This is a genomic window from Leifsonia sp. C5G2 (genome assembly GCF_013359685.1).
GTDB lineage: Bacteria > Actinomycetota > Actinomycetes > Actinomycetales > Microbacteriaceae > Leifsonia.
In genome coordinates, this window is sequence record NZ_JABFMV010000002.1 from 340,497 (window position 1) to 366,911 (window position 26,415).

22 protein-coding genes and 4 tRNA genes are annotated in these 26,415 nt (G+C 69.5%); 12 read left to right on the forward strand and 14 right to left on the reverse strand.

The window, feature by feature from the left end:
• From HNO83_RS04430 to HNO83_RS04440, 3 genes are all read left to right on the forward strand, one after another.
• On the forward strand, positions 1–1,074 hold the full coding sequence (locus HNO83_RS04430) for an alkene reductase (RefSeq protein ID WP_175336291.1): 1,074 nt from the start codon (positions 1–3) through the stop codon (positions 1,072–1,074).
• A 59-nt stretch (positions 1,075–1,133) separates the two neighbouring features.
• Positions 1,134–1,730 (forward strand): NADPH-dependent FMN reductase, encoded by a 597-nt coding sequence (locus HNO83_RS04435; protein WP_175336292.1) that lies wholly within the window; start codon positions 1,134–1,136, stop codon positions 1,728–1,730.
• 215 nt (positions 1,731–1,945) lie between these two features.
• The gene (locus HNO83_RS04440) at positions 1,946–2,386 is read left to right on the forward strand and encodes a hypothetical protein (RefSeq protein WP_175336293.1); all 441 of its coding nucleotides are present in this window, start codon (positions 1,946–1,948) and stop codon (positions 2,384–2,386) included.
• 40 nt (positions 2,387–2,426) lie between these two features.
• Here HNO83_RS04440 and HNO83_RS04445 read toward each other — a convergent pair whose 3' ends face one another.
• Entirely contained in the window at positions 2,427–4,211 is a 1,785-nt protein-coding gene (locus HNO83_RS04445; RefSeq protein WP_175336294.1) for a CocE/NonD family hydrolase, read from the reverse strand.
• 134 nt (positions 4,212–4,345) lie between these two features.
• Between HNO83_RS04445 and HNO83_RS04450 the strand changes: the two genes are divergently transcribed.
• Complete coding sequence (locus HNO83_RS04450; protein ID WP_175336295.1) at positions 4,346–5,734, forward strand: FAD-binding oxidoreductase; 1,389 nt, start codon at positions 4,346–4,348, stop codon at positions 5,732–5,734.
• A 90-nt stretch (positions 5,735–5,824) separates the two neighbouring features.
• Here the strand turns inward: HNO83_RS04450 and HNO83_RS04455 are convergent.
• The 3 genes from HNO83_RS04455 to HNO83_RS04465 all read right to left on the reverse strand — a co-directional run bounded on the left by HNO83_RS04455 (position 5,825) and on the right by HNO83_RS04465 (position 6,129).
• Positions 5,825–5,896, reverse strand: a tRNA-Val gene (locus tag HNO83_RS04455).
• Between the two features lie 23 nt (positions 5,897–5,919).
• A tRNA-Cys gene (locus HNO83_RS04460) sits at positions 5,920–5,990 on the reverse strand.
• A gap of 66 nt (positions 5,991–6,056) precedes the next feature.
• Positions 6,057–6,129, reverse strand: a tRNA-Gly gene (locus HNO83_RS04465).
• A gap of 172 nt (positions 6,130–6,301) precedes the next feature.
• Between HNO83_RS04465 and HNO83_RS04470 the strand changes: the two genes are divergently transcribed.
• Positions 6,302–6,377 (forward strand) — tRNA-Val (locus tag HNO83_RS04470).
• Between the two features lie 113 nt (positions 6,378–6,490).
• Here HNO83_RS04470 and HNO83_RS04475 read toward each other — a convergent pair.
• From HNO83_RS04475 to zapE, 4 genes are all read right to left on the reverse strand, one after another.
• The gene (locus HNO83_RS04475; RefSeq protein ID WP_349627072.1) at positions 6,491–6,883 is read right to left on the reverse strand and encodes a type II toxin-antitoxin system PemK/MazF family toxin; all 393 of its coding nucleotides are present in this window, start codon (positions 6,881–6,883) and stop codon (positions 6,491–6,493) included.
• A 28-nt stretch (positions 6,884–6,911) separates the two neighbouring features.
• Complete coding sequence (locus HNO83_RS04480; RefSeq protein ID WP_175336297.1) at positions 6,912–8,156, reverse strand: ammonium transporter; 1,245 nt, start codon at positions 8,154–8,156, stop codon at positions 6,912–6,914.
• 99 nt (positions 8,157–8,255) lie between these two features.
• Positions 8,256–9,539: an ammonium transporter gene (locus HNO83_RS04485; RefSeq protein ID WP_175336298.1), complete on the reverse strand. Its 1,284-nt coding sequence runs from the start codon at positions 9,537–9,539 to the stop codon at positions 8,256–8,258.
• Between the two features lie 206 nt (positions 9,540–9,745).
• Positions 9,746–10,801, reverse strand: coding sequence for a cell division protein ZapE (gene zapE, locus HNO83_RS04490; protein ID WP_175336299.1), 1,056 nt, complete (start codon positions 10,799–10,801; stop codon positions 9,746–9,748).
• 150 nt (positions 10,802–10,951) lie between these two features.
• Here zapE and HNO83_RS04495 point away from each other — a divergent pair, with 150 nt between their 5' ends.
• Both HNO83_RS04495 and HNO83_RS04500 read left to right on the forward strand, forming a co-directional pair.
• Positions 10,952–11,851 (forward strand): sulfurtransferase, encoded by a 900-nt coding sequence (locus tag HNO83_RS04495; protein WP_175336300.1) that lies wholly within the window; start codon positions 10,952–10,954, stop codon positions 11,849–11,851.
• Between the two features lie 25 nt (positions 11,852–11,876).
• Positions 11,877–12,311 (forward strand): SufE family protein, encoded by a 435-nt coding sequence (locus tag HNO83_RS04500; protein WP_175336301.1) that lies wholly within the window; start codon positions 11,877–11,879, stop codon positions 12,309–12,311.
• Positions 12,312–12,331: 20 nt separating this feature from the next.
• Here the strand turns inward: HNO83_RS04500 and HNO83_RS04505 are convergent, their stop codons facing one another.
• Both HNO83_RS04505 and HNO83_RS04510 read right to left on the reverse strand, forming a co-directional pair.
• The gene (locus HNO83_RS04505) at positions 12,332–12,595 is read right to left on the reverse strand and encodes a type II toxin-antitoxin system Phd/YefM family antitoxin (protein ID WP_175336302.1); all 264 of its coding nucleotides are present in this window, start codon (positions 12,593–12,595) and stop codon (positions 12,332–12,334) included.
• Positions 12,596–12,603: 8 nt separating this feature from the next.
• Positions 12,604–13,794: an alpha/beta hydrolase family protein gene (locus HNO83_RS04510; RefSeq protein WP_175336303.1), complete on the reverse strand. Its 1,191-nt coding sequence runs from the start codon at positions 13,792–13,794 to the stop codon at positions 12,604–12,606.
• A gap of 101 nt (positions 13,795–13,895) precedes the next feature.
• Here HNO83_RS04510 and HNO83_RS04515 point away from each other — a divergent pair, with 101 nt between their 5' ends.
• From HNO83_RS04515 to HNO83_RS04530, 4 genes are all read left to right on the forward strand, one after another.
• A complete protein-coding gene (locus HNO83_RS04515; RefSeq protein ID WP_175336304.1) occupies positions 13,896–14,507 on the forward strand; it encodes a DUF3000 domain-containing protein in 612 nt (203 codons plus the stop codon).
• The gene (locus tag HNO83_RS04520; RefSeq protein WP_175336305.1) at positions 14,500–15,696 is read left to right on the forward strand and encodes an HRDC domain-containing protein; all 1,197 of its coding nucleotides are present in this window, start codon (positions 14,500–14,502) and stop codon (positions 15,694–15,696) included. The genes HNO83_RS04515 and HNO83_RS04520 overlap by 8 nt, the downstream gene beginning before the upstream one ends.
• Positions 15,697–15,769: 73 nt before the next feature.
• Positions 15,770–16,978: a thiolase family protein gene (locus HNO83_RS04525; protein ID WP_175336306.1), complete on the forward strand. Its 1,209-nt coding sequence runs from the start codon at positions 15,770–15,772 to the stop codon at positions 16,976–16,978.
• A gap of 5 nt (positions 16,979–16,983) precedes the next feature.
• Positions 16,984–19,122, forward strand: coding sequence for a 3-hydroxyacyl-CoA dehydrogenase NAD-binding domain-containing protein (locus HNO83_RS04530; protein ID WP_175336307.1), 2,139 nt, complete (start codon positions 16,984–16,986; stop codon positions 19,120–19,122).
• A gap of 89 nt (positions 19,123–19,211) precedes the next feature.
• On the opposite strand, the gene HNO83_RS04535 is transcribed toward HNO83_RS04530, so the two are convergent.
• From HNO83_RS04535 to dxs, 3 genes are all read right to left on the reverse strand, one after another.
• Positions 19,212–20,192 (reverse strand): aldo/keto reductase, encoded by a 981-nt coding sequence (locus tag HNO83_RS04535; protein WP_175336308.1) that lies wholly within the window; start codon positions 20,190–20,192, stop codon positions 19,212–19,214.
• Positions 20,189–20,590, reverse strand: coding sequence for a MerR family transcriptional regulator (locus HNO83_RS04540; RefSeq protein WP_175336309.1), 402 nt, complete (start codon positions 20,588–20,590; stop codon positions 20,189–20,191). The genes HNO83_RS04535 and HNO83_RS04540 overlap by 4 nt, the downstream gene beginning before the upstream one ends.
• A 108-nt stretch (positions 20,591–20,698) precedes the next feature.
• Entirely contained in the window at positions 20,699–22,657 is a 1,959-nt protein-coding gene (dxs, locus tag HNO83_RS04545) for a 1-deoxy-D-xylulose-5-phosphate synthase (protein ID WP_175336310.1), read from the reverse strand.
• A gap of 202 nt (positions 22,658–22,859) precedes the next feature.
• On the opposite strand from dxs, the gene HNO83_RS04550 reads away from it, so the two are divergent.
• A complete protein-coding gene (locus tag HNO83_RS04550; protein ID WP_175336311.1) occupies positions 22,860–23,546 on the forward strand; it encodes a hypothetical protein in 687 nt (228 codons plus the stop codon).
• Positions 23,547–23,601: 55 nt separating this feature from the next.
• Here the strand turns inward: HNO83_RS04550 and acnA are convergent, their stop codons facing one another.
• Positions 23,602–26,415, reverse strand: a complete 2,814-nt coding sequence (acnA, locus tag HNO83_RS04555; RefSeq protein ID WP_175336312.1) for an aconitate hydratase AcnA — start codon at positions 26,413–26,415, stop codon at positions 23,602–23,604.

Below are 26,415 nucleotides of genomic sequence, written 5' to 3' on the forward strand. Positions count from 1 at the left end.
ATGGATCTGTTCTCCCCCGTATCGCTCGGCGACCTCCACCTCCCCAACCGCGTCGTGATGGCGCCGCTGACCCGCACCCGTTCGGGCGACGCGGGCATCCCGGGGCCGCTGGTGGCGGAGCACTACGCGCAACGGGCGAGCGTCGGCCTGATCATCTCCGAGGGCACCTACCCGAGCCACGAGTCCCGCGCCTACCCGGGCCAGCCGGGCATCGTCACCGACGAGCAGCTCGCCGGCTGGCGCGCGGTCGCCGACGCCGTTCACGCCGAGGGCGGCCGCATCGTGATGCAGCTCATGCACAGCGGCCGGGTCTCGCATCCGCTGATCAACGGCGTCGACCGGGTCGTTGCCCCGAGCGCCGTCGCCATCGACGGCGAGGCGCGCACCCCCGCGGGCAAGATGCCCTACCCGGTGCCGCACGCGCTCACGATCGAGGAGCTCGCGACCGTGCGCGACGAGTTCGTCGCGGCGGCGAAGAACGCCATCGCGGCCGGCTTCGAGGGGGTGGAGGTGCATGGCGCGAACGGCTACCTGCTGCACCAGTTCCTCTCGCCGGTGTCGAACGTGCGCGACGACCGGTACGGCGGGAGCCCGGAGGCGCGCGCCCGCTTCGTCGTCGAGGTGACCGCGGCGATCGCCGACGCCATCGGCGCTGGCCGGGTGGGCATCCGCCTGTCGCCGATGCACAACATCCAGGATGTGCACGAGACCGACCTCGCCGACGTCACCGCCACCTACGAGGCCGTCGTCGACGGGCTCGCCCCGCTCGGCCTCGCCTACGTGAGCGTGCTCCACAAGGACCCGACGGGCTCCCTCGTCCAGGACCTGCGCGAGCGCTTCGGCGGTCCCTTCATCGTGAACAGCGGCTTCGGCTCGGTCACGACGCGCGACGAGGCGATCGCCCTGGTCGAGGACGCGCACGCGGACGCGGTGGCCGTCGGACGCCTCGCGATCGCCAACCCCGACCTCGTCGAGCGCTGGAAGGGCGAGCACCCGGAGAACGAGCCGAACCCCGCGACCTTCTACGGGACCGGCGCCGAGGGGTACACGGACTACCCGCGGCTGAGCGCGTAGCGTTCCGCGTCACCGCCTGCGCTCTCACTTACCGGGCGGTGACGTGGAAGGATCGGGACATGTCGCTCGCCGACCCTTCGCGATACACCCTGGTGGTCTCGACAAGTCTGGACACCGAGAGCCGGAGTGCGCTTCTTGCCCGGGAGGCGCAGGTCGAGCTCGAACGTGGGGGCGGCACAGCGTACCTGCTGGACCTGCGGGATCTGTCACTGCCGCCGTTCGACAACGGAGCGGCTTTCGACGGGGAGACCTTCCGCAGGATCCACGCGCTCGTCGCGGAGGCCGACAGCATCGTGATGGCCATGCCCATCTACAACTGGGGCGCCGGAAGCTCGGCCAAGAACTTCATCGAACTCACCGGCGCGACCGGCGAGAAGGGCCGCCGCGCGGCGTGGTTCGACAAGGTGATCACCTTCCTGTGCGCCGGCGGGCTTCCGCACTCCTACATGGCGTACAGCCAGATCGCCGCGTCGATGATGCTCGACTTCAAATGCGTCGTGAACCCGTACGTGGTCTATGCCTCGGACCGGGACCTGAGCCCAGAGCAGGGCTTCACCGACAGTCTCCGCGCCCGCCTTGCGAAGACCGTCGCCGTGCACGAGGAACTGCGCGATCTGTTGGCGCACCGGACGTACCGCTCCGACTGGGAGATCTAGACCAGCGGCGTCGCAAAGCGTGGGAGTACCGTGCGCAACCGGCTCCGGAGCGCCCGTCGGACAGGCTGTCGCGGGATCCTTCCACCCACTCCCCGTCGGCATGACCGGGATGTCGCGACCCGTCCGGACGGGCGCCTCCAGGTGGGCGACGCCGACGATGGACGTCTCATCGTCCCGACACCGGCGGCGACGCCCGGGTCGTAGGATCGCGGTGGATGTCATCGTCGACAGGGGGAACCATGAACACGCGCGCCCGCGCACTCGGCACCACGACCGTCGCCGCCTTCGCTCTGGCCGTCGGCCTCGCCGGCTGCTCCACGCTCCCGGACCCGGAGGCCACAGCGTCCGGTGGCGTCGCCTGCCTCAACCTGCGCTCGACCGCCACCAACCTGGAGGCGCTCCGAGCGTGGTGCGTCGACCACCACGATGCGGCCGCCGCGGCTGGATGGGTGAACGGGATCGAGAACTCTCTGAAGGCCGAGACGCCCGGCGACACGGCGACGGCCTCACGCCCCCACGACGCCGCAGGGAAACTCGACGAACAGGTGCGTGCGTTGTCGGGCCCGAACGGCGACATGGCGATCGCCCAGCTTCCCGGTGTCATCGCCGACGTTCTGGGCGAGCTGACGCCCGCCCGCGACGCCGTGTGCTCCTGACGGCGAAGGACGTCGGATCGATGGCGGGCCTGTCCGCGCTCTAGACGCCCTCCCCTCTCGTCACCTCCACGACGTCGATCCAGCTATCGCCGCCGAAGTGGAGGGTGTTGCGGCAGAGGTACGGCGGGACGGGCAGGTCGAACTGCGCGTAGCCCTCGCTCGGGTCCATCCGAAGCAGGTCGGTCCGGCTGGCGACGTCCAGTCGGAGCTTTTCGCCTGCTCTGATCCGGGTGGGGGCGGGAGTGAGGCTGAACCGCAGCGTCACCGGCTCGCCAGGGGTCAGAGGCCTGCGAACCCCGGAGTCGATGGCGATCTCGTTCGCGGTCGAGCGTCCGACGTCCTCGGTGTGCGCAGCCGGACGGACCGCTCCCATTGACAGCTGGTGTCGCGTGCCCTCGCGGTCGATTCGGGAGAGCCGCGCGACGACGTACGAGTCGATCTCGTTGCAGCTGAACCGCAGGTTCGCCGTCACCGGCCCGGCCAGCACCGTATCGTGGTCGGCGACCAGCTCGAAGCCGAGGGACTGCGCGGCCACGTCGTCCAGACCGCCGAGCACGGGCAGCCCGATCGGCACGGCGACCCAGGTGTTCGCACCCTCCGGGGTCTCCTCCGTTGCGAGGACGTGCGTGTCCGCGTCTGGGCCGGACGACCCCAGGTACAGGCGGAGCGCCTCCCCGTCCCGTGGAGGGAACGAGTCCGCGGCGTCGAACTCGTCAGCGCCCTCGACCCAGTACCGCACCCGTGGCTGGCCGCGGTAGCCGTTCTCGACGCCGTGGAGGACATGGTCGAAGAAGGCGAGCGCCTCGCCCTGCCACGCGTACACCGGGAGGTCGAATTGCGGGGCGCCCAGAATCATCCACCGTTGATCATCGGGCGTTCCGGCATTCTCGAACAGGTCGTAGCTGCCGAACTGGTGCAGGTTGAAGTAGCCCAGGTTCTGCACCACCACGAAAGGCACCTCGATATCGCCCAGCACGTCCGTCGACCCGGTGGGGATCGTGGAGGTCTCCCGGGTCTTGCCGTCGAACATCCAATTCACGTACATGCGCCGGACCGCGTCGACCGGGGTCTTGGACATGAAGGAGTCGAACATCCGGTGCACGTTCTTGTGCACCAGCTTCTCCAGCAGCGGATGCGCCATGCTGTTGGTCACATGGCTGATGAGCGCGCGCCGGTCGGGCGAGATGCGCTCGTCGTAGTCCTTCTGCGTGAAGTTCGCGCCCATCCAGACATCGAGGAAGAACAGCGCCGGCACCCCGCCGAAAGCCACGAGGTGGCGGTAGAAGTCGGTGCACATCTCGTTCGCGAAGAAGGCGCGCAACGCAGGGGGCCGGCGCGCAGCCACCAACGGCTGCGTCATCCCGTAGTAAGAGGTCCCGAACAGCACGACGTCGCCGTTGCACCACGGCTGCTCCGCCGCCCAGGCGATGACCTTCTCATGGTCGTCGACGTCCTGCGGGTCGAAGAACACCACTTGCTCCCCCGTTGAGCGCCCCATGCCGCGTCGCTCCACGATCACCGGGCAATACCCTCGGTCCGTGAAGACCGGCGGTGAACCGATCTCGTTCGATCCCGTGGGAATCCCCGCCGTGTGGCCCTCCGTGGTGTACGCGGCGAACGAAACGACCGCGGGGTAGCGTCCCTCCTTCTTGGGCAGGTAGACGTCGGCATGGAGCCGGGCGCCGTCGCCCACCGGGATGAACTGATCGGGGAGAGTGCGCGAGCCCAACCCCTCGAATGCCACGGCCGAAGGAGTCCAGCCTGCGTACTGCACGCCGTACGTGGAGCCCTTCACCGGGATTCGCGAGTGCTCGTGCTCGTTCATGGCTGCTCCGTTCTGCGTCGATCTCCCCCTGGGTGCGGGCATCCGCTGTGGGTACGCTAACCGCGTACGGGTCGCGGGTGACTGCCGAATCCTTCAGCGTCCGCTCGCTCGCATCGGATCGAGGAGACACGAGCATGAGCCTGAGTACGACTCTCCGCCAGGCGGGAGTGTCCCGCGTGCTCGAGCCGCGAGATGACGGCTACAGCGACGCGGTGGCCGGCTTCGACACTGGCCAGCCGATCAGACCAGACATCGTGGTGGACGCGCAGACAGCCGCAGACGTCGCCTCCGCCGTCGCGGTCGCCGCCGACCACACGACCAAGGTCACCGTGCTCGGCTCCGGCCACGGACTGCTCCGACCGATCCACCACGGGCTGGCGATCACCGTTCGGTCGCTGACCGGCGTGCGCATCGACCCCGCGGCTCGGACCGCGACGATCGGTGCAGGCTGCAGCTGGGATCCCGTCGTCGCCGCGGCCGCGCAGCACGGGCTCGCAGCGCCGTGCGGTTCGGCCCCGTCGGTCGGAGTCACCGGGTATCTGCTCGGTGGTGGATGCGGGCCCCTCATCAGCAGCATCGGCTTCAGCTCGGACTATGTCCTGTCTTTCGACGTCGTCACGCCGGCCGACGGGCCGATCACGGTCTCGGCAGACAGCCACCCCGAGCTGTTCCGGGCCATGCGCGGTGGCAAGTGCGGTTTCGGCGTCGTCACCTCGATCGTCGTGAGACTGCTCCCGTTCAGCGAGATCGTCGGGGGCGGACTCTTCTTCGCCGCCGAGGATGTCCCGAAGGTGCTCTCGACCTACGCCGAGTGGGCGCCTGGCCTCCCCGCGACCTCCACGACATCCGTCGCCCTCCTGCGCCTGCCCGCCGTCGACACCGTCCCCGCAGAGATCCGCGGTCGGCACATCGCCCAGGTGCGATTCGCCTCCCTCGACCCGATCAGCAACTCAGACAGCCAACTCGCCGCCCTCACCGGCGCAGCGCGGCCACTGCTGAACACGGTCGGACCACTCCCCTACGCCCGCATCGGAACGGTCCACAACGACCCGACGGAACCGATGCCCGTCGCGAACGGGACCGCCTCGCTCGACAAGCTGACGCCTGCGACCATCGACGCTCTGCTCACCGCCGCCGGGCCCGACTCCGACCTGCCGCTGTCGTCGGTCGAGATCCGCACTCTCGGACACGCCGCCCATCAGCCGACAGGGGGCGACGACAGCGTCGGCGGTCGGTCAGCGTCACACATCCTCAACGTCTACGCGGCGCAGGCGGCCGGCATCGCCGATGACACGCGCCTCGCCGCTGTCCGCACCGCGCTGGACTCCACCACCCCGTGGCAGGGGCCGACGACGCTGATCAACTTCGTCGGCCGGGCCAACACAGCAGCCGCCGTCGCCGGATCGTGGAGTGTCGAGCAGCGCGATCGACTCGTGAAGGTCCGCAGGGAACACGACCCTGACGAGCTCTTCGCCTTTCCGCCCCAGCCCGTCGACGGTCTTGCCAGTGGGCTGTCCGCGTGACCGTTCGCGAATCACAGCCACCAGAGCCCTGCGCCGCAACCAGGAAACGACGAAACCCCCGGCTTCGCCGAGGGCTTCTTGTTGTCTCTGTGGGCGATACTGGGATCGAACCAGTGACCTCTTCCGTGTCAGGGAAGCGCGCTACCGCTGCGCCAATCGCCCGAGTCTGACTTGCGTCAGATTCGAGGTGGATACGGGATTCGAACCCGTGTATACGGCTTTGCAGGCCGCTGCCTCGCCTCTCGGCCAATCCACCGAACGCCACAACACGGAAAAACCGTACCGTACCCGAGAGGCCCGATCCGAAGACCGGGCCGACTCGAGCGGATGACGAGACTCGAACTCGCGACCCTCACCTTGGCAAGGTGATGCGCTACCAACTGCGCTACATCCGCATTTCGTTCCGCAGTTCCCTGCGGCACTTGAAAGACTCTAGCCGATCCGCGCGCGCAAGACAAAACCGGACAGGCCGTCCGGGTGTGTCGCCGGGCGGGCCCGTGTCGATGTGCATCCGGGCCTCCGAGTCGGCTAGTATCGAATCTCGCAGCCGCTGAAGCGGGTGCGGATGGGCGATTGGCGCAGTTGGTAGCGCGCTTCCTTCACACGGAAGAGGTCATCAGTTCGAGTCTGGTATCGCCCACCACCAGAAACCCCCGGTCCGCCGAGGGTTTCGCCGTTTCCGCAGCCGGTGCCGACTCGTGACGAACGGCACGTATTCGTGACGAACGGCACGTATTCGTGACGAATCGCGGCCGCTCAGCGCCAGCGGTAGCGCGCCGAGAGCGCCTCGCGCACGAGCGCGAACCGGCGCGCGTCCAGCGCGGCCGCCTCGCGGCGCATGCCGGCCTGGTGCACCCGGTAGACGCGGTCGAGGCGCACGAAACTCGGGCGGCGGCGGCCGTCCCACTCCCCCGTGCCGATCGGCAGGTACTCCGGGCGCCCGGGATGCTCCTGGCTGGTCAGCGGCACGGCGAGCACGGCGCCCGACGGCTCCGCGGCCACGACCAGCACCGGCCGGTCCTTCCCGCGGCCGTCGGCCTCCTCGTAGGGCACCCAGGTCCAGACGATCTCGCCGGGGTCGGCGTCGCCGTCGAGACTCGGGGTGTACGCGGTGCGGATGCGACCGAGGCGCCGCGGGTCGACCTGCACGGTCGCGGTAGTGCCGGTACGACCCGGCTCACTCGATGGTGGGGCGGTCCTGCCCGCGCGGGAGGGGCGGAACAGCGCGGTCACTGCCGACAGGATGCTTCTCACGGATGCCACGTCGGGCACGATAGCGGACGCGCGTCAGCCCGATCGTGAAGCGCAGGGCCAGCCCGAGCAGCAGCGACACGGTGACGGAGTACAGCAGCACCGCCATCCCGGCGATCCCCTGCGCGATGAACAGGTCGAAGTTGCCGCTGTCGACCATCCCGCTGCCGGTCGCGAAGAGGCCGGGGAAGAGCAGGCCCACGAGCCCGCCGACGATCGCGATGACGCAGAGCCTCAGCGCCGGGCCGAAGCGCGCCCGGGCCGCGAGGTCGAGCATCGTCGCGCAGGCCAGCGACGACAGCGCGCCGACGAGCATGCACCAGCCGAGCGTCAGCACACCGGATGCGGCGGTCACGGCCACCAGACCGGCGAACGCACCGCAGAGCGCACTGCTGAGGGTGGGACGCCGGAGCAGCACGGCATCCACCAGCATCCACATCAGAACCCCGGTCGCCGAGGCCAGGAAGCCGCCGACCGCCATCAGCGACGCGTAGGCGTCGAGCGCGGCCTCGGAGCCGACGATGAGGCCCAGCCAGCCCACCCACAGCATCGCCCCGCCGATGGCCATGAGCGTCGGGCGCGGCGACAGCGGCGGCAGGTGCTCGCTCCGCCCGCCCGCCAGCAGGAGCCCGACCGCACTGCCGCCTGCGGCGACGACCAGGAGCGCTCCCCCGAAGTCGACGACGTGAAGGCCCGCGACCGCCCAGCCGTCGTCGAGCGCGAACACCCCGTACGCCACCGGGTAGACCACGAGCGGCAGCCAGAACACGGCGAACACGATCCAGGCCCGCAGGGTCACGCGCGACGCCACCGCGACCGCCACGACGGCGGTGACCAGGACCAGCACGGCGATGAGGTAGCCCGCCCGCGCCGCAGGGTATGGCGACGAGGATGCGGGGTCGGTGCCGGCGACGGCGGCAAGACCCGGGTCCGGCACGCCGAGCAGGTGCCGCACGAGCGGCCGGCCGGTCACCGCGCCATACCCGCCGAGCACCGAGAGCACGACCGCGACGGCCGCCCCCACCAGCACGAACCGGAACGCGCGTGTCGCCCGGGCGCGGCCCGCCATCCCGCCGGAGAAGAGCGCCAGTCCGAAGGCGGCCAGCAGTACGAGCGCGCCGCAGAAGAACAGCAGCAGCGCGTCCACCTGGTCGGGCGTCGCGTGAGCCATGCCTCTCCTTCGCCGGAAACCGTCACCCACACCCTAGCGACAGCGGAACGGGGCGCCGCCCGAAGGCGGCACCCCGTCCGATGCCTGGAAGACGCGCGCTCAGACCGTCTCGAGCGCGTAGCCCTCCTCGCCGTGCACGACCGTGTCGACACCGGCCAGCTCGTCCTCGTTCTTGATCCGGAAGCCGATCGTCTTCTGGATGACCCAGCCGATGGCGTAGGCCAGCACGAAGGAGTAGATCAGGACCGCGAAGGCTCCCGCCGCCTGGACGCCCAGCTGGTAGAAGCTGCCGCCGTAGAGGAGGCTGGAGAACTGGTCCGTCGCCTCGCCCTTCGAGTTGTAGATGTGGGTGAAGCCGAAGACGCCGATCCACAGCGTTCCGATGAGGCCGCCGACGAGGTGGATGCCGACCACGTCGAGCGAGTCGTCGAAGCCGAGGCGGAACTTCAGGTCGATGGCCAGGGCGCAGACGGCGCCGGCGACCAGGCCGAGGAGGATCGCGAAGCCCGGGGTCAGGATGTTACAGGCCGGGGTGATCGCGACCAGACCGGCGACGGCACCCGACGCGGCACCGATCGAGGTCGGCTTGCCGTCCTTGAACTTCTCCACGATCAGCCAGCCGATCGTCGCCGCGGCGGGAGCTGCCAGGGTGTTGACCCAGGCGATCGCGGCGACGCCGTCGACCGCGGCCTCGGAGCCTGCGTTGAAGCCGAACCAGCCGAACCACAGCAGAGCCGCGCCGAGCAGCGTCAGGGGGACGTTGTGCGGCTTGGACATGCCCTTCTGGAACCCGACGCGCTTGCCGAGGACGAGGGCCAGGGCGAGACCCGCGGCACCGGCGTTGATGTGCACTGCGGTGCCGCCGGCGAAGTCGTTCACGTGGAGCACGGCCGGGGCCCAGCCGTCGGCGAGGTTGAAGACCCAGTACGCGACCGGGAAGTAGACGACGGTCACCCAGATGCCGGCGAACACCATCCAGGAGCCGAACTTGGCGCGGTCGGCGATCGCGCCCGAGATCAGGGCGACGGTGATTATGGCGAAGGTGGCCTGGAAGCCGGCGAAGGCGAGGCCGCCCAGGTCGGGCGTGATGCCGTCCTTGCCCATCAGGCTGGAGAGGAACCAGTCCGGCGTTCCGAGCCAGTGGGGGATGCTGGGGGGACCGAACGCGAGGCCGTAGCCGTAGACGACCCAGAGGACGCCGACCAGGGCCATCGCCCCGAAGCTCATCATCATCATGCTGATGACGCTCTTCGCTCGGACCATGCCGCCGTAGAAGAAGGCGACACCGGGGGTCATCAGCAGGACGAGGGCTGCGGCGACCAGGAGCCATAGGGCGTTGACCGTCCCCGCCTCCGCGTAGTCCGCTGCTGTGTGGAGCACCATGCGAATTGTCTACCTCTCTGTGCGTGCACCCCTCGGGTTTCGGGGTGGAGCCAGTCTTGGACCAGGAGGTTTCGACAGAGGGCTGGTCGTGTTTCGCGGGTGTTACGCATCCGGGCGTCGTGTAAACACTGTGTTTCGGGAGGCTGCCGATGTGCTCGCACAGTGCCTCACGTTCGCCGGGGTGCGCGCCGGGCGCGGCTGCCGGGTCACTCGTCGTGCGGCGGCAGCTCCCCCGCGGTGAGCGCGATCATGCGCGAGGTGGAGCGGAGGTACTTCTTGCGGTAGCCGCCGCTCAGCATCTCGTCGTCGAACACCTCGCTCAGCGCAAGGCCGGTCTGGACGACGGGGATCTCGGCGTCGTACACGCGGTCGATGAACGCGACCAGGCGCAGCGCGGCCATCTGGTCGTGCAGCACCTCCACATCGGTCAGGCCGATCACATCCACGCCCTCGATCATCTTGATGTAGCGGGACGGGTGCACCGTGGCCAGGTGCGCGATGAGGTCCTGGAAGCCGTCGCTGGTGACCGTCTCTCCCCGCCCGGCCATCGCGGCGAGCGCGCGGTCGTAGTCGGTCCGGTCGACGGCGATGGCGGTGCCGGTGGTGTCGCGGCGGCGGTAGTCGAGGCCGTCGATGCGGATGGTCTGGAAGTTCGACGAGAGCGACTGGATCTCGCGGAGGAAGTCGCTGGCGGCGAACCGGCCCTCGCCGAGCGCGTTCGGCGGGGTGTTGCTGGTGGCGGCGATGCGGGTGCCGGACGCGACGAGCTCGCCGAGCATCCTGGTCATCATCATGGTGTCGCCCGGGTCGTCGAGCTCGAACTCGTCGATGCAGATCAGGGTGGAGCCGCGGAGCAGGTCGACCGCGCCCGCGTAGCCGAGCGCGCCGACGAGCGCGGTGTACTCGATGAAGGTGCCGAAGTACTTCGGTCCGGGGGCCTCGTGCCAGAGCGCCGCCAGCAGGTGAGTCTTGCCGACGCCGAAGCCGCCGTCCAGGTAGACGCCGGGCTTCATCGCCTCGACCTTCCTGCGGTTACGGCTGAACAGGCCCGCGGGGCGCTGCGGCTCCCACGACTTGGCGAACAGCTTCAGGGTCGCCACCGCCTCGGCCTGCGAGGGGTAGTCGTGGTCGGGGCGGTACGACTCGAAGCTGGCGTGCTCGAACTGCGACGGAGGGACCAGGCTGCCGGCGATCTCGGTGCCCGTGATCTCGGGCGAACGGTCGGCGAGACGGGGCAGGGCGCCGGTCTGTTCGAGGGTCATGGCGTGTTGTGCACCTTTGTGTCGAAGTCTTACCCGCGGCCTCTTCCGGCCGCCTACGCTGGACGTAGATCGCCGGCGCTCGCGGGGCTCATCCAGCCTAGTCCCGCGATGCGGACGGGATCCTGGACGCACCTTCCGAGGAGACACATCATGACCATCGAGACCGACCCGTCGCCCGAGTTCGCCGGCTACGCGCACCCCGAGCGGCTGGTGAGCACCGAATGGCTCGCCGCGCACCTGGGCGAACCCGGTCTCGCGGTCGTGGAGTCGGACGAGGATGTGCTCCTCTACGACACCGGCCACATCCCCGGCTCGGTCAAGATCGACTGGCACACCGACCTCAACGACCCCGTCGTCCGCGACTATGTCAGCTCCGAGCGCTTCGCCGAGCTGCTCGGCTCGAAGGGCATCGCGCGCGACACCACCGTCGTCATCTACGGCGACAAGAACAACTGGTGGGCCGCCTACGCGCTGTGGGTGTTCACCCTCTTCGGCCACGAAGACGTGCGACTGCTCGATGGCGGCCGCGACAAGTGGATCGCCGAGGGCCGGGAGATCACCCGGGAGGTGCCGACGCCCGCCGCGGCCGAGTACCCGGTGGTGGAGCGCGACGACACCGTCGTCCGGGCCTTCAAGGAGGACGTGCTCGCCCACCTCGGGCAGCCGCTGATCGACGTCCGCTCGCCCGAGGAGTACAGCGGCGAGCGCACCGAGATCCCCGGGTACCCGACCGAGGGCGCGCTGCGTGCCGGCCACATCCCGTCGGCGAAGTCCGTGCCCTGGGCGAAGGCCGCCGCCCCCGACGCCACGTTCAAGCGCCGGGCGGAGCTCGAGGAGGTGTATTTCGACGGCGCGGGGCTCAAGCCCGGCGACGACGTCATCGCCTACTGCCGGATCGGCGAGCGCTCCAGCCACACCTGGTTCGTGCTCACGCACCTGCTCGGCTTCGAGAACGTGAAGAACTACGACGGCTCGTGGACGGAGTGGGGCTCGGCTGTGCGCGTCCCGATCGTGACGGGCAGCGAGCCGGGCGAGGTCCCGTCGCGCTGAGTCGAATCCGACGTAGCCTTGAGGGATGACCGAACTGACCGGCACTCTGGCTGAGATCCGCGACGACTTCCAGGCGTTGGAGCAGAACGACCGGCTGCAGCTGCTTCTGGAGTTCTCGGACGAGCTGCCCGAGCTTCCGGAGCGCTACCGCGACCACCCCGACCTGCTGGAGCGGGTCGAGGAGTGCCAAGCGCCCGTGTTCATCTTCGTCGAGGTGGATGCCGCCGGAGTCGTGCACCTGTTCGCCACTGCCCCGCGGGAGGCGCCGACGACGCGCGGGTTCGCGTCCATCCTGGTGCAGGGCCTCGCCGGGCTGACCGCGGACGAGGTGCTCGCGGTGCCGGACGACTTCCCGCAGACCCTCGGGCTGGCGGCCGCGGTGTCGCCGCTCCGCCTGCGCGGTATGTCGGCGCTGCTCGGCCGGGCGAAGCGCCAGGTGCGGGAGAAGCTCGCCGCCTAGCGACGACGGGCGCCAACAAGTCAGCGAGACAAGCCCAGGTCGAGCTTGACCTCGTCCCAAGGAACGGCCGCCTCGCCGCCGCTCGCTGTCTCCTCCCACGCAGCGTCGACCGCGCGGATATCGGCGAGCTCCGCAGAATCCTCCAGCAACTGCTCCAGGTGGCCCGCCTCGACCACGGCGGCGACGGTCTGGTTCCGGCGCGTCAGATAGACCGGTGCGACACGGACGTCGTCGATGATCGACGCGAGGTGCGCGCGAGCTTCCGTGATTGTGACGCGGGACATGTCTGGCTCTACTCCGCCGGCAGGTGCTCGGCGAGCCAACCGGCGATGGCGGCGGTCCATTTCGCCTCGTCGTAGTTCCACAGCTTGGTGTGGAGGGCGACGTCGAACGACACGAGGGTGACGATGTCGCTGCGGGCCGCGGCGAGCGCGCGCGATCCGGTGGAGGGGACGAAGCCGTCGTCGTCGCTGTGCAGGATGAGCATCGGGAGGCTGAGCTCGGAGGCGCGGGCGACGAAATCCATGCTGCGCAGGTCGATCGGAGCGCCCTGGCCGGTGATCGGCCCGCTCCACTCGGACTCGATGAGACGCATGGCGGCGCGGGTCACCATGTCGGGCAGGCGCAGGAGGGTGCCCTGGTACTCGAGCGTGTCGACCCAGTCGATGACCGGCGACTCGAGGACGATGCCCGTCACGAGGTCGAGCGACCGGGAACGGGTGATGGTCTGCAGCACGACCGCTCCCCCCATCGACCAGCCCATCAGCACGATCGATCGGGCGCCGTGCTCGGCCGCGTAGCCGATCGCCGCCTCGATGTCGCGCCATTCCGTGCCGCCGAGGCCGTAGCGGCGGTCTTCGCTCTCGGGGGCGTCGCCGTCGTTGCGGTAGGAGGCGAGCAGGCACGTGAAGCCGGCCTCGTGGTACACGCGGACGGCGCGCAGACCCTCCTGGCGGGTGGCGCCCCAGCCGTGCACCTGGATCACCCAGCGGTCGTCGCCGGCGCCCTCCGGCGCTGGGAACACCCACGCGGGCGCCTGGCCGAGGTCGGTGGCGATCTCGACGCTGTTCACCGGCAGGCCGAGCTCCTCCGGCTGAAGGTAGTAGTACCCGGAGATGCGGGCGCGTCCCTCGCGCAGCTCGCCGAACTCGACGCGTTCGAGCTCGCGGGTCACCGTCCCGTCGCCGCGCTCGATCAGGCCGCCGAGCTTGGCGAAGGCGGTCTCGCTCCCCCACCACAGACCGAACCGGCCGGGCATCGCCGCGTCGGGGGTGTCACGCAGCGTCACGGTCCCGAGCGTCTCGTCGAACGAGCGGATGGTCTGGTTCTGCGGCCGGCGCCGCACCGGCGTGATGACGGTGCGGGCGACGCGGGTGGTCACCCAGGCGGCCCCCGCCGCGGTGGCGAGCACGAGTCCCCCTGCGACGACCGCCGCGGTCCCGAGTGCCCTGCCGAACGCCGATCCCGTGCCGCGTGCCGTCATGGTCAGCAGCGTACCGGCGCGACCCCGGGAGCACCCTCAGGACTTCCCCAGGCGGCGTGCCTTACAGACGGGACGCCGGAAAGGCTTCTAATGTTCGAAGCGTGCCGACACCGACATCCCCACCGATCCCCCCGGCGGAGTTCGCCACGGCGCTGCAGTCGATCCGCGCCGCAGTGTCGCGTCCGGAGCTCGTGATCGAGGAGATCCCCGCGCCCGCGCAGCTGGCGCCGTACTCGGTCGCGCTCGCGGCGGACGTGCGGCCCGCACGTCACGGCAGCGACTCGGACCTCGGCACCGGACGGTTCATCCTGCTCTACGACCCCGACGAGCCGGAGGCGTGGGGCGGCCCGTTCCGCATCGTCTGCTTCGCCCAGGCGCCGCTGGAGACCGACATCGGGCTCGACCCGTTCCTCGCCGACGTCGCCTGGTCGTGGCTGGTGGATGCGCTGGACGCGCGGCATGCCCACTACACCGCCGCCAGCGGCACCGCGACGAAGATCATCTCCACCGGCTTCGGCGAGCTCGCCGCGCAGGGCGACGGCTCCCAGATCGAGCTGCGCGCCTCCTGGAGCCCGCTGGAGTCGGACATCTCGGCGCACGTCGAGGGCTGGGGCGAGCTGCTGTGCATGCTCGCGGGACTGCCGCCGACGGGCGAGGGTGTGAGCCTGCTGAGTTCGCGCACGTCCGCGTCGAGGAAGGCACCGCGTGGCTGAACACTCCGTCATCGACACGCGCGAGGGCTACCTGTCCGCGGTCGAGCGCATCGCCGCGGGCGACGGCCCGATCGCGGTGGACGCGGAGCGGGCGAGCGGCTTCAAGTACTCTCAGCGCGCGTACCTCATCCAGGTGTTCCGCCGCGGCGCCGGCACGTTCCTGTTCGACCCGCCGGCGGTCGGCCGCTTCGACGAGCTGAACGAGGCCATCCACGACGACGAGTGGGTGCTGCACGCGGCGACGCAGGACCTCACCTGTCTCCGCGAGGTCGGGCTGGACCCGTCGATCGTGTTCGACACCGAGCTCGCCGCGCGCCTGCTCGGGATGCCGCGGGTCGGCCTCGGCACGGTCGTCGAGGAGCTGCTCGGCATCCACCTGGCGAAGGAGCACAGCGCGGCCGACTGGTCCACCCGCCCGCTGCCGGAACCGTGGCTCACCTACGCCGCCCTCGACGTGGAACTGCTGCCCGACCTGCGCGACGCCATCGCCGCCCTGCTGGAGGAGGCGGGCAAGCTCGACATCGCGCGGCAGGAGTTCGCCGACGAGCTGGTGCGCGACCTCGTTCCCGTGCGGGCCGAGCCGTGGCGCCGGCTGTCCGGCATCCACTCGATCCGCGGCCTGCGCAACCTCGCGGTCGCACGCGAGCTGTGGCTGAGCCGGGACGCGCTGGCGCGCGAGCTCGACACCGCCCCCGGCCGCCTCGTCCCCGACGCGTCGCTGACCGCCGCGGCGAAGGCGATGCCCGACAGCAAGCGTGCGCTCGCGGCCATGCGGGAGTTCACCGGTCGCGCCAGCCGCACCGAGCTCGACCGCTGGTGGGCCGCCATCGAGGCCGGCCGCACCACCGACGACCTCCCCGTGCTGCGCGGCACCGGCGAAAGCCTCCCACCGCCGCGCGCCTGGGCCGACCGCAACCCGGACGCGGACGCCCGGCTGAAGGCCGCCCGCACGGCGCTGACCGCCGTGTCGGAGGAACGCGCCATCCCGCTGGAGAACCTGCTCACCCCCGACACGCTGCGCCGGGTGGCCTGGGCGCCGCCGGCCGAGATCACTCCGCAGACCGTCGGAGAGGCGCTCGCGGCGCACGGCGCACGACCCTGGCAGGTTGATGCAACCGCACAGGTGATCGCCCAGGCTTTTGTAGAAGGGCCCCAAAGCGCCGACGACGGGTCCGACCCCGTTTCGTAGGAAGGATCAAACGATTCTTTTCGTGCACAGTCGTGTACCTAGGATCGTTTCCGACCTTGATTTGGGAGGCACTGTGGCCGATAGGAACGAAGTCGTGTTCGTTGACGGAGTCCGTACTCCGTTCGGGCGGGCCGGCGAAAAAGGGCAGTACTGGAACACCCGGGCGGACGACCTCGTCGTGAAGGCGATGATCGGTCTGCTCGAGCGCAACCCCGAGGTGCCCAAGGACCGGATCGACGATGTGGCGATCGCCGCCACCACCCAGCAGGGAGACCAGGGGCTCACCCTCGGCCGCACGGCGGCGCTGCTCGCCGGGCTCCCCAAGTCGGTGCCGGGCTTCGCAATCGACCGGATGTGCGCGGGCGCCATGACCAGCGTCACCACGCTCGGCTCCGGCATCGCGTTCGGCGCCTACGACCTCGTCATCGCCGGTGGCGTCGAGCACATGGGCCGCCACCCGATGGGATTCGGCGCCGACCCGAACCCGCGCTTCCTCTCCGAGAAGATGGTCGCCGAGGACGCGCTCAACATGGGCATGACGGCCGAGCGCATCCACGACCGCTTCCCCGCGCTCACCAAGGAGCGCTCCGACCGCTTCGCAATGCGCAGCCAGCAGAAGACGGCCGCGGCGTACGGAGCGGGCAAGCTGCAGCCGGACCTCGTGCCGGTCGCGATCCGCTCCGAGTCCGGCTGGGGCCTCGCCACGCAGGACGAGGGCATGCGCCCGCAGACGACCATGGAGGGTCTCGCCACCCTCAAGACGCCGTTCCGCCCGCACGGGCGCGTCACCGCGGGCAACTCGTCCCCGCTGACCGACGGCGCCACCGCGTCGCTCCTCGCCTCGCACGATGCGGTCAAGGAGCTGGGCCTGACCCCGAAGATGCGGATGGTGAGCTTCGCGTTCGCCGGCGTCGAGCCGGAGATCATGGGGATCGGCCCGGTCCCGTCGACCGAGAAGGCGCTGCGCAAGGCGGGGCTGACCATCGACGACATCGGCCTGTTCGAGCTGAACGAGGCGTTCGCCATCCAGGTGCTGTCGTTCCTCGACCACTTCGGGATCGATGACGACGACCCGCGCGTCAACCAGTGGGGCGGCGCGATCGCGATCGGCCACCCGCTCGCGGCCAGCGGCGTCCGGCTGATGATCCAGCTCGCGGCCCAGTTCCAGGAGCACCCGGAGGTGCGCTACGGGATCACCGCGATGTGCGTCGGCCTCGGCCAGGGCGGCACCGTGATCTGGGAGAACCCGAACTACGACAAGCGCGCGGCGCGGAAGGGCTGAGACACGTGACGGACTACAGCACCATCGACTTCAGCCCCCTGGAGGCCGTGGCCGACGACGAGGTCGTCACCCACGCGTTCGTGAAGGACGTGCCGCTGCCCAGCGGCAAGACCCTCGCGCTCGTCACCCTCGACAACGGCCGCGACCACACCCGCCCGAACACGCTGGGCCCCGCGACCCTGCTGGAGCTCGGCCGCGTCTTCGACGAGCTGACGGAGCGGGCGAAGCGCGGCGAGATCGACGCGGTCGGGGTCACCGGCAAGCCGTTCATCCTCGCCGCCGGGGCCGACCTCAGCCGGGTCAGCGACATCCCGAGCGTCGAGGTGGCGAAGCTGCTCCCGCAGCTGGGCCACTACGTGCTCGGCAAGCAGGCGACCTTCGGCGTCCCGTCGTTCGTGTTCACCAACGGCCTCGCGCTCGGCGGCGGCGTGGAGATCGGCCTCAACGCCGACTACCGCACCATCGACCGCAACACGGCCGCGTTCGCCCTGCCCGAGGTGTTCCTCGGCCTCATCCCGGGCTGGGGCGGGGCGACCATCCTGCCGAACCTGATCGGCATCGAGAACGCGCTCAAGGTCGTCGTCGAGAACCCGCTCAAGCAGAACCGGATGCTCAAGGCGCAGGAAGTGTTCGACCTCGGGATCGCGGACGCGATCTTCGACTCGGCCAACTTCCTGGAGGACTCGCTGAAGTGGGCCGACAAGGTTCTCACCGGCGACGTCGTCGTGAAACGCCCCAACGAGCCGGGCAAGATCGAGCGCATGGTGAAGTGGGACGCCGCCATCGGCATCGCCCGCAAGATGCTCGAGTCGCGCATCGGCACCGTCCCGAAGTCGCCGTACAAGGCGCTCGACCTGCTGAAGGCCGCCAAGTCGAACGACCGCGCCGCCGGCTTCGAGCTGGAGGACGAGGCCCTCGCCGAGCTGATCTCGGGCGACCAGTTCCAGGCCAGCATCTACGCCTTCAACCTGGTGCAGAAGCGCGCGAAGCGGCCGGCCGGCGCGCCCGACAGGAAACTCGCGAAGAAGGTCACCAAGATCGGCGTCATCGGCGCCGGCTACATGGCCAGCCAGTTCGCGCTGCTGTTCGTGCGCCGCCTGCGGGTGCCGGTGGTCATCACCGACCTCGACCAGGCGCACGTCGACAAGGGCGTGGCGTACATCCACGACGAGATCGGCAAGCTGCAGGAGAAGGGCCGCATCTCCCCCGACGAGGCCAACCGCCTGCGTGCGCTCGTCACCGGCACGACGAACAAGGCCGACTTCGCCGACTGCGACTGGGTCATCGAGGCCGTCTTCGAGGAGCTGTCGGTGAAGCAGGACGTCTTCGCCGAGGTGGAGCCGTTCCTCTCCGACGAGGCCGTCATCGCCACCAACACCTCGTCGCTGTCGGTCGAGCAGATCGGCGCGAAGCTGAAGCATCCGGAGCGGCTCGTCGGCTTCCACTTCTTCACCCCGGTCGCGGTCATGCCGCTGATCGAGGTCGTGAGGACGCCGCACACCGACGAGGCGACGCTGTCGACCGCGATGGTGACCGCGGCGGCGCTGAAGAAGAACGCCGTCATCACCGCCGACACCCCCGGCTTCGTGGTCAACCGCGTGCTGGCGAAGATCCTCGGGGACGCGATGCACGCCGTCGACGACGGCACGCCGTTCGAGGTGGTCGATGAGGCCATCGCGCCGCTGGGCCTGCCGATGGCGCCCTCCGCCCTGCTCGACCTGGTCGGGCTGAAGGTCGGCGCGCACGTGCTCGACACCCACCACGCCGCGTTCCCGGACCGGTTCTACCGGTCGGAGAACCTCCACAAGCTGGCCGAGTACGGCACGCTGCTGGAGAAGGACGCCAAGGGCAAGGTGAAAGGCCTCGACAAGGGCGCCGCGAAGATCGTCTCGGGCGGCAAGAACCCGTGGTCGAAGGAGCAGATCCTCCGCACGCTGGAGGACGGCCTGGCCGACGAGATCCACCGCATGCTGGTCGACGACCACGTCGTGGAGGCTCCGGAGGACATCGACCTGTGCATGATCCTCGGGGCGGGCTTCCCGTTCCAGATGGGCGGCATCACGCCGTACCTGGACCGCGTGGGCGCCTCCGAGCGCGTCTTCGGCGATACCTTCCACCACCCGCCGGTGAAGGGTGTCGCGTAGGCACACCCCAAGCAAACAGCTCCGGAGTTCTTCGAGCCGATCGCGTCTGATCGCTCGAAGAACTCCGGAGCTGTTGGTGTGTCAGCGGGTCAGCGGTTGACGCCGGACATGTCCGGGTACCGGTCGCCGACGGGCGCGGCGATGGCGTCGAGCCGGGCCAGCTGGTCCTCGGTCAGCACCAGGTCGGTCGCGGCGACGTTCTGCTCCAGGTTCGCCACCTTCGTGGTCCCCGGAATCGGGGCGATGTCGTCGCCCTTCGACAGCAGCCAGGCGAGCGCCACCTGGCCGGGCGCCGCTCCCGCCTCGCGCGCCACCTCATCCACCTGCTCCACGATCCGGATGTTGGTCTCCAGGTTGTCGCCCTCGAAGCGCGGGTTGAAGCGGCGGAAGTCGTCCTCCGACAGCTGGTCGAGCGACCGGATGGTGCCGGTGAGGAACCCGCGGCCGAGCGGCGAGTACGGCACGAAGCCGATGCCGAGCTCGCGGACGGTCGGCAGCACCTCGGCCTCCGGGTCGCGCGTCCACAGCGAGTACTCGGTCTGGATGGCGGTCACCGGGTGCACCGCGTTCGCCCGGCGGATCGTCTCGGGCGCGGCCTCGGACAGACCGTAGTGGCGGATCTTGCCCTCCTCGATCAGCTCCTTCAGCGCGCCGACGGTCTCCTCGACCGGGGTGCCCGGGTCCATCCGGTGCTGGTAGTACAGGTCGATGTGGTCGGTCTGCAGCCGCTTCAGCGACCCCTCGACCGAGAGGCGCACGTTTTCAGCAGAGCCGTCCAGGCCGCGCTCGCCGTTCCCGCGGTGCAGGATGGTGCCGAACTTCGTCGCGATGACGACGCGGTCGCGGCGGCCGTCGGCGAACGCCTTCGCCAGCAGCTCCTCGTTCGCGTACGGGCCGTAGATCTCGGCGGTGTCGAAGAACGTGACGCCGAGGTCCATCGCGCGGTGGATGGTGCGGATCGAGCCCGCCTCGTCGGACCCGGCTCCCGTGTAGAACGCGGACATCCCCATGCAGCCGAGTCCCAGCTGCGAGACCTCCAGCTTCTCGGTTCCCAGTGCGATCCTCTTCATGCGTCGTTCCCTTCCGTGACCAGGCCGACGTTGCGCCGGTACAGGTCGATCTTGTAGTCGATGGCCGCCAGGCTCGCCGTCATCTCCTCCAGCTGCCGCACCACGGCCATCCGGTGCAGGAGCAGCAGCTCCAGCCGATCGGCCTGGGTGCCGTCGCCCTGCCGCGCGAGCACGACGTACTCGCGCATCGTCGCGATCGGCATGGCGGTCGACCGCAGCTTGGTGAGGAACGTCACCCAGGTGACGTCGGCCTCCGTGTAGCGGCGATGGGTGGACGACGCCCGCCCGACCGGGGTGAGCATGAGCCCCTCCCGCTCGTAGTAGCGCAACGTGTGGGTGGTGAGCCCGGTCCGCTCGGCGACGTCGGAGATCGACATCGCCGTTCGTGTGTCGGTCATACCGCCACAGTAGAACTTCGAGCGCACTCCAAGTCAACCGCCCGCAGATTCGTGCCGAATCTCCGGAATGGCGTCACCATTGCGCACATTCAGCACGAATGTCGGGGGTCAGGCGCGGCGCTTCTTGACCGGGGCCGGGGCGTCGTCGGGGACCGCGGAGTCGTCGGGCAGCGGGCGCGCGATCGGGACGCGGCTGCCGAGCACCTGGGCCACCAGGTCGCGCGCGATCTTCTGCGGGGTGAGGCCTGCGTCCTCGAGGATCTGGTCGCGGGAGGCGTGCTCGATGAACGCGTCGGGCAGGCCGAGCTCGTCGACGGCCGTGTCGATTCCGGCCTCGCGGAGGTCCTGCCGCACGCGCGTGCCGATGCCGCCGACCCGAATGCCGTCCTCGATGGTGACGACGATGCGGTGCTCCGCGGCCAGCGACAGGATGCTCTTCGGCACCGGGACCACCCAGCGCGGGTCGACCACGGTGGCGCCGATGCCCTGCGCGGCCAGCCGGTCGGCGACCTTCAGGCCGAGGTCGGCCATCGGGCCGACAGTGACGAGCAGCACGTCGTTGCGCTCGCCCTCCCGCAGCACGTCCACGCCGTCCTCGAGGCGCCGCACGGCGTCGATGTCGGGCTGCACGGACCCCTTCGGGAAGCGCAGCACGGTCGGCGCGTCGTCGACCGCCACGGCCTCCGCCAGCTCCTCCCGGAACCGCGTGCCGTCGCGCGGCGCGGCCAGCCGGATGTTGGGGACGACCTGGAGGATGGCGAGGTCCCAGATGCCATGGTGGCTCGGCCCGTCGGGCCCGGTCACACCGGCGCGGTCGAGCACGAAGGTAACCCCCGCCTTGTGCAGGGCGACATCCATCAGCACCTGGTCGAACGCGCGGTTCATGAAGGTGGCGTAGATGGCGACGACGGGATGCAGCCCACCGAAGGCGAGGCCGGCCGCGCTGGTCGCCGCGTGCTGCTCGGCGATGCCGACGTCGTGCACCCGCTCGGGGAACCGCTCGGCCAGCTTGTGCAGTCCGGTCGGCCGCAGCATGGCCGCGGTGATGCCGACGATCTTCGGGTTCTGCTCGGCCAGCCGGACGATCTCGTCGGCGAAGACGCCGGTCCAGGACGGCTTGCTCGACCCCTCCATCGGCTCACCGGTCTCGGGGTCGATCTGCCCGACGGAGTGGAACTGGTCGGCCGCGTCGCGTAGTGCCGGCTCATAGCCGCGGCCCTTCTGCGTGATCGCGTGGACGATCACCGGGGCGCCGTAGTTCTTCGCCTGACGCAGCGCCTCCTCCATCGCCTCGATGTCGTGGCCGTGGACCGGGCCGATGTACTTGATGTCGAGGTTCGAGTACAGAGCCTCGTTGTTGGAGAACCGGCTGAGGAAGCCGTGGAGGCCGCCGCGCACGCCGCGGTAGAACGACCGGCCGGGCGTGCCCAGCTTGTCGAACGCCCGCTGCGACGTGAGGTACAGGCTGCGGTAGCTCTTCCGCGTGCGGACCGTGTTGAGGAAGCGCGCCATGCCGCCGATCGTCGGGGCGTAGGAGCGGCCGTTGTCGTTGACGACGATGATGAGCCGGCGGTTGTTGTCGTCGGAGATGTTGTTGAGCGCCTCCCACGTCATGCCACCGGTGAGGGCGCCGTCGCCGACGACCGCGATCACGTGCCGGTCCTTCTGGCCGGTCAGCTCGAACGCGCGCGAGATGCCGTCGGCCCACGAGAGCGACGAGGAGGCGTGCGAGCTCTCGACGATGTCGTGCTCCGACTCCGAGCGCTGAGGGTAGCCGGCCATGCCGCCGCGCTGCCGCAGCTTGGAGAAGTCCTGACGCCCGGTGAGCAGCTTGTGCACGTACGACTGGTGGCCGGTGTCGAACACGATGGCGTCGCGCGGCGATTCGAACACACGGTGGATGGCGATGGTCGTCTCGACGACGCCGAGGTTGGGTCCGAGGTGACCGCCCGTCTTCGCAACGTTGGCGACGAGGAACGCCCGGACCTCTGCGGCCAGCTGCACGAGCTCCTGCTCGGTCAGCCGGTCGAGGTCACGGGGGCCGTGGATCGTCTCGAGGATGCCCATGCTCAGAGTCTAGGCGCGCCCGTATGAAGAGAGGCTCAGAAGGACGCATTCCGGGCCTCCCCTTGACTTCGGACCGGCCGACCGGATGCTGTCCGCAAGAGCACCGGGTTAAACACAGCGGCCCGGGAGAACCCGGGCCGCTGAGAGCGTGACGCCGTTAGTGTTGCCGACGTCCTGAGCAGAAGATTACTACGCTCGCGGCATGACGGCGGAGATCGTGACCTATTTCAGCGAACCGCGCATCGCGACGTACCGCGCGCGATGCGGTGGCGACGAGGTGCGCGCGCTCGAGCTGTATCGCGCCAACGCTCAGATCAGCGGAGTGGCCCATGCGGCGATCCACTATTTCGAGGTGATGCTCCGCAATGCGCTCGATCGGGAGCTGCGGACCTGGAATCTTTCGGTGTACGGAACAACCGAATGGGCGCTCGAGCCTGGAAGCCTCCTCGCATCCGTGATCCCGGCCGACCGCCTCCGCAGAGCCGGCCTCGACGCCGCTAGAGCAGTCCGGGGCCGTCGGCGGCCGACGCACGACGATGTGATCGCTCAGATCACGTTGGGTGTGTGGCGCAATCTGCTGCCATCGAAGCGGCACCGCTGGAAGCAGGCGCTGTGGGAGGAAGCCCTCCAGCACGCGTTCGCCAACCGCCAAGGAGTCCGAGTCGACCAGATCGCGCGATCAGTTGCGATCGTGTCCGACTTCCGCAACCGCATCGCCCACCACGAACCGGTCTTCGCCCTCGACCTGCGAGGCAAACGGCGAGCGATGCGCGATGTCCTCAACAGCATCAGCCCCACCGCCCGCCGCTGGTTCGTCGAGCACGAGCCGCTCTCGCCGGCGCTCGACGACTTCTACGCCGACTGGCCCGAGTTCGCCCGGACGAACTGAGCCCCCGGGCCGCCGCAGACGCGACGACCGGGGGCTCGGGTTCAGCAGGGTCCGCTCAGACGAGGCTGCGCAGCACGTACTGCAGGATGCCGCCGTTGCGGTAGTAGTCCGCCTCACCGGGGGTGTCGATCCGCACCACGGCGTCGAACTCCACGGTCTGCTTGCCGGCCGGCGAGTGCTCGCTGGGCTCGGCGACCACGTGCACGGTCTTCGGGGTGGTGCCCTCGTTCAGCTGCTCGAGGCCCGTGATCGAGAAGACCTCGGTGCCGTCGAGGCCGAGCGAGTCGGCCGACTCGCCCGCCGGGAACTGCAGCGGGACGACGCCCATGCCGATGAGGTTCGAGCGGTGGATGCGCTCGAAGCTCTCGGTGATGACCGCACGGACACCGAGGAGGCTGGTGCCCTTGGCCGCCCAGTCGCGCGACGAGCCGGAGCCGTACTCCTTGCCACCGAGGATGACCAGAGGGGTGCCCTGAGCCTGGTAGTTCTGCGAGGCGTCGTAGATGAACGACTGCGGGGCGTCGGGCTGGGTGAAGTCGCGGGTGTAGCCGCCCTCCACCCCGTCGAGGAGCTGGTTCTTCAGGCGGATGTTCGCGAACGTCCCGCGGATCATCACCTCGTGGTTGCCGCGGCGCGAGCCGTAGGAGTTGAAGTCCTTGCGGTCGATGCCGTGCTCGTTCAGGTACCGGCCGGCCGGGCTGTCCGCCTTGATGGAGCCGGCGGGCGAGATGTGGTCGGTGGTGACCGAGTCGCCCAGCTTCGCGAGCGCACGGGCGCCGACGATGTCGGTGACCGGGGTGGTCTCGAGGGTCATGCCGTCGAAGTACGGGGGCTTCCGCACGTAGGTGGACTTCTCGTCCCACTCGAACACCGAGCCGGTCGGGGTGGGCAGCGACTTCCAGCGCTCGTCGCCCTCGAAGACCGAGGAGTACTGGTCCACGAACATGCCCTCGTTGATGGAGGAGTCGATGGTCTCCTGCACCTCGGCGGCGTCCGGCCAGATGTCCTTCAGGAACACGTCGTTGCCCTCGGAGTCCTGACCCAGCGGGTCGACCTCGAAGTCGAAGTTCATCGAACCGGCGAGCGCGTAGGCGATGACCAGCGGCGGGCTCGCCAGGTAGTTCATCTTCACGTCGGGGTTGATGCGGCCCTCGAAGTTGCGGTTGCCCGAGAGCACCGCGGTGACGGCGAGGTCGTTCTGGTTGACCGCCTCGGAGATCTCGTCGAGCAGCGGGCCCGAGTTGCCGATGCAGGTGGTGCAGCCGTAGCCGACCGTGTAGAAGCCGAGGGCCTCCAGGTCGTGCGTGAGGCCGGCCTTCTCGTAGTAGTCGGTGACGACCTTGGAGCCCGGGGCGAGCGTGGTCTTGACCCACGGCTTGGCCTTGAGGCCCTTCTTCGCCGCGTTGCGGGCGAGGAGGCCGGCGGCGAGCATGACCGACGGGTTCGACGTGTTGGTGCACGAGGTGATGGCCGCGATGGCGACGGCACCGTGGTCGAGCACGAACGACTCGTCCTGATCGGCCAGCGTGACCGGCGTCGGGTTGGACGCGGCCTTCGGCGCGTGGCTGTGGTGCGTGTGCACGTGGATGCTGCGGTCGTCCTCCGGCTGCAGCTCCCCCGGGTCGGACGCCGGGAACGACTCGGAGATGGTCAGGTCGACCAGGTCGTGCGAGACGTCCGCGTAGTCCACCAGGTCCTTCTCGAACTGGTCCTTCGCCTGGCTGAGCTCGATGCGGTCCTGCGGGCGCTTCGGGCCGGCGATCGACGGGACGACCGTCGACAGGTCGAGCTCGAGGTATTCGCTGAAGACCGGCTCGTTCGCCGGGTCGTGCCACAGGCTCTGCGCCTTGGAGTACTCCTCGACGAGCTTCACCTGCTCTTCGCTGCGGCCGGTGAGGCGCAGGTAGTCGAGGGTGACGTCGTCGATCGGGAACATGGCGGCGGTGGAGCCGAACTCCGGGCTCATGTTGCCGATGGTGGCGCGGTTGGCGAGCGGGACCTCGGCGACGCCGGCGCCGTAGAACTCGACGAACTTGCCGACCACGCCGTGCTTGCGCAGCATCTGCGTGATGGTGAGCACGACGTCGGTCGCGGTCACACCGGTCGGGATGGCGCCGGTCAGCTTGAAGCCGACGACCTTCGGGATGAGCATGGAGACCGGCTGGCCCAGCATGGCCGCCTCGGCCTCGATGCCGCCGACGCCCCAGCCGAGCACACCGAGCCCGTTGACCATGGTGGTGTGCGAGTCGGTGCCGACGCAGGTGTCCGGGTAGGCCAGAAGCTCGCCGTCGACCTCGCGGGTCATGGTGACGCGCGCCAGGTACTCGATGTTGACCTGGTGCACGATGCCGGTGCCTGGCGGGACGACCTTGAAGTCGTCGAACGCGGTCTGGCCCCAGCGGAGGAACTGGTAGCGCTCGCCGTTGCGCTCGTACTCGAGGTCCGTGTTCCGCTCCAGCGCGTTCTCGGTGCCGAACAGGTCGGCGATGACGGAGTGGTCGATGACCATCTCGGCCGGCGCGAGCGGGTTGATCTTCTTGGGGTCGCCGCCGAGGGCGGAGACCGCCTCGCGCATGGTCGCGAGGTCGACGATGCAGGGGACGCCGGTGAAGTCCTGCATGATCACGCGCGCCGGCGTGTACTGGATCTCGGTGTCCGGCTCGGCCGTCGGGTCCCAGCCGCCGAGCGCACGGATGTGGTCGGCGGTGATGTTCGCGCCGTCCTCGGTGCGCAGCAGGTTCTCGAGCAGCACCTTGAGGCTGAACGGCAGTCGCTGGTACCCCTCGACGGTGTCGATTCCGAAGATCGTGTAGTCACGATCCCCGACGGTCAGCGCCCTTTTCGCGCCGAAGCTGTTCACAGCAGCCAC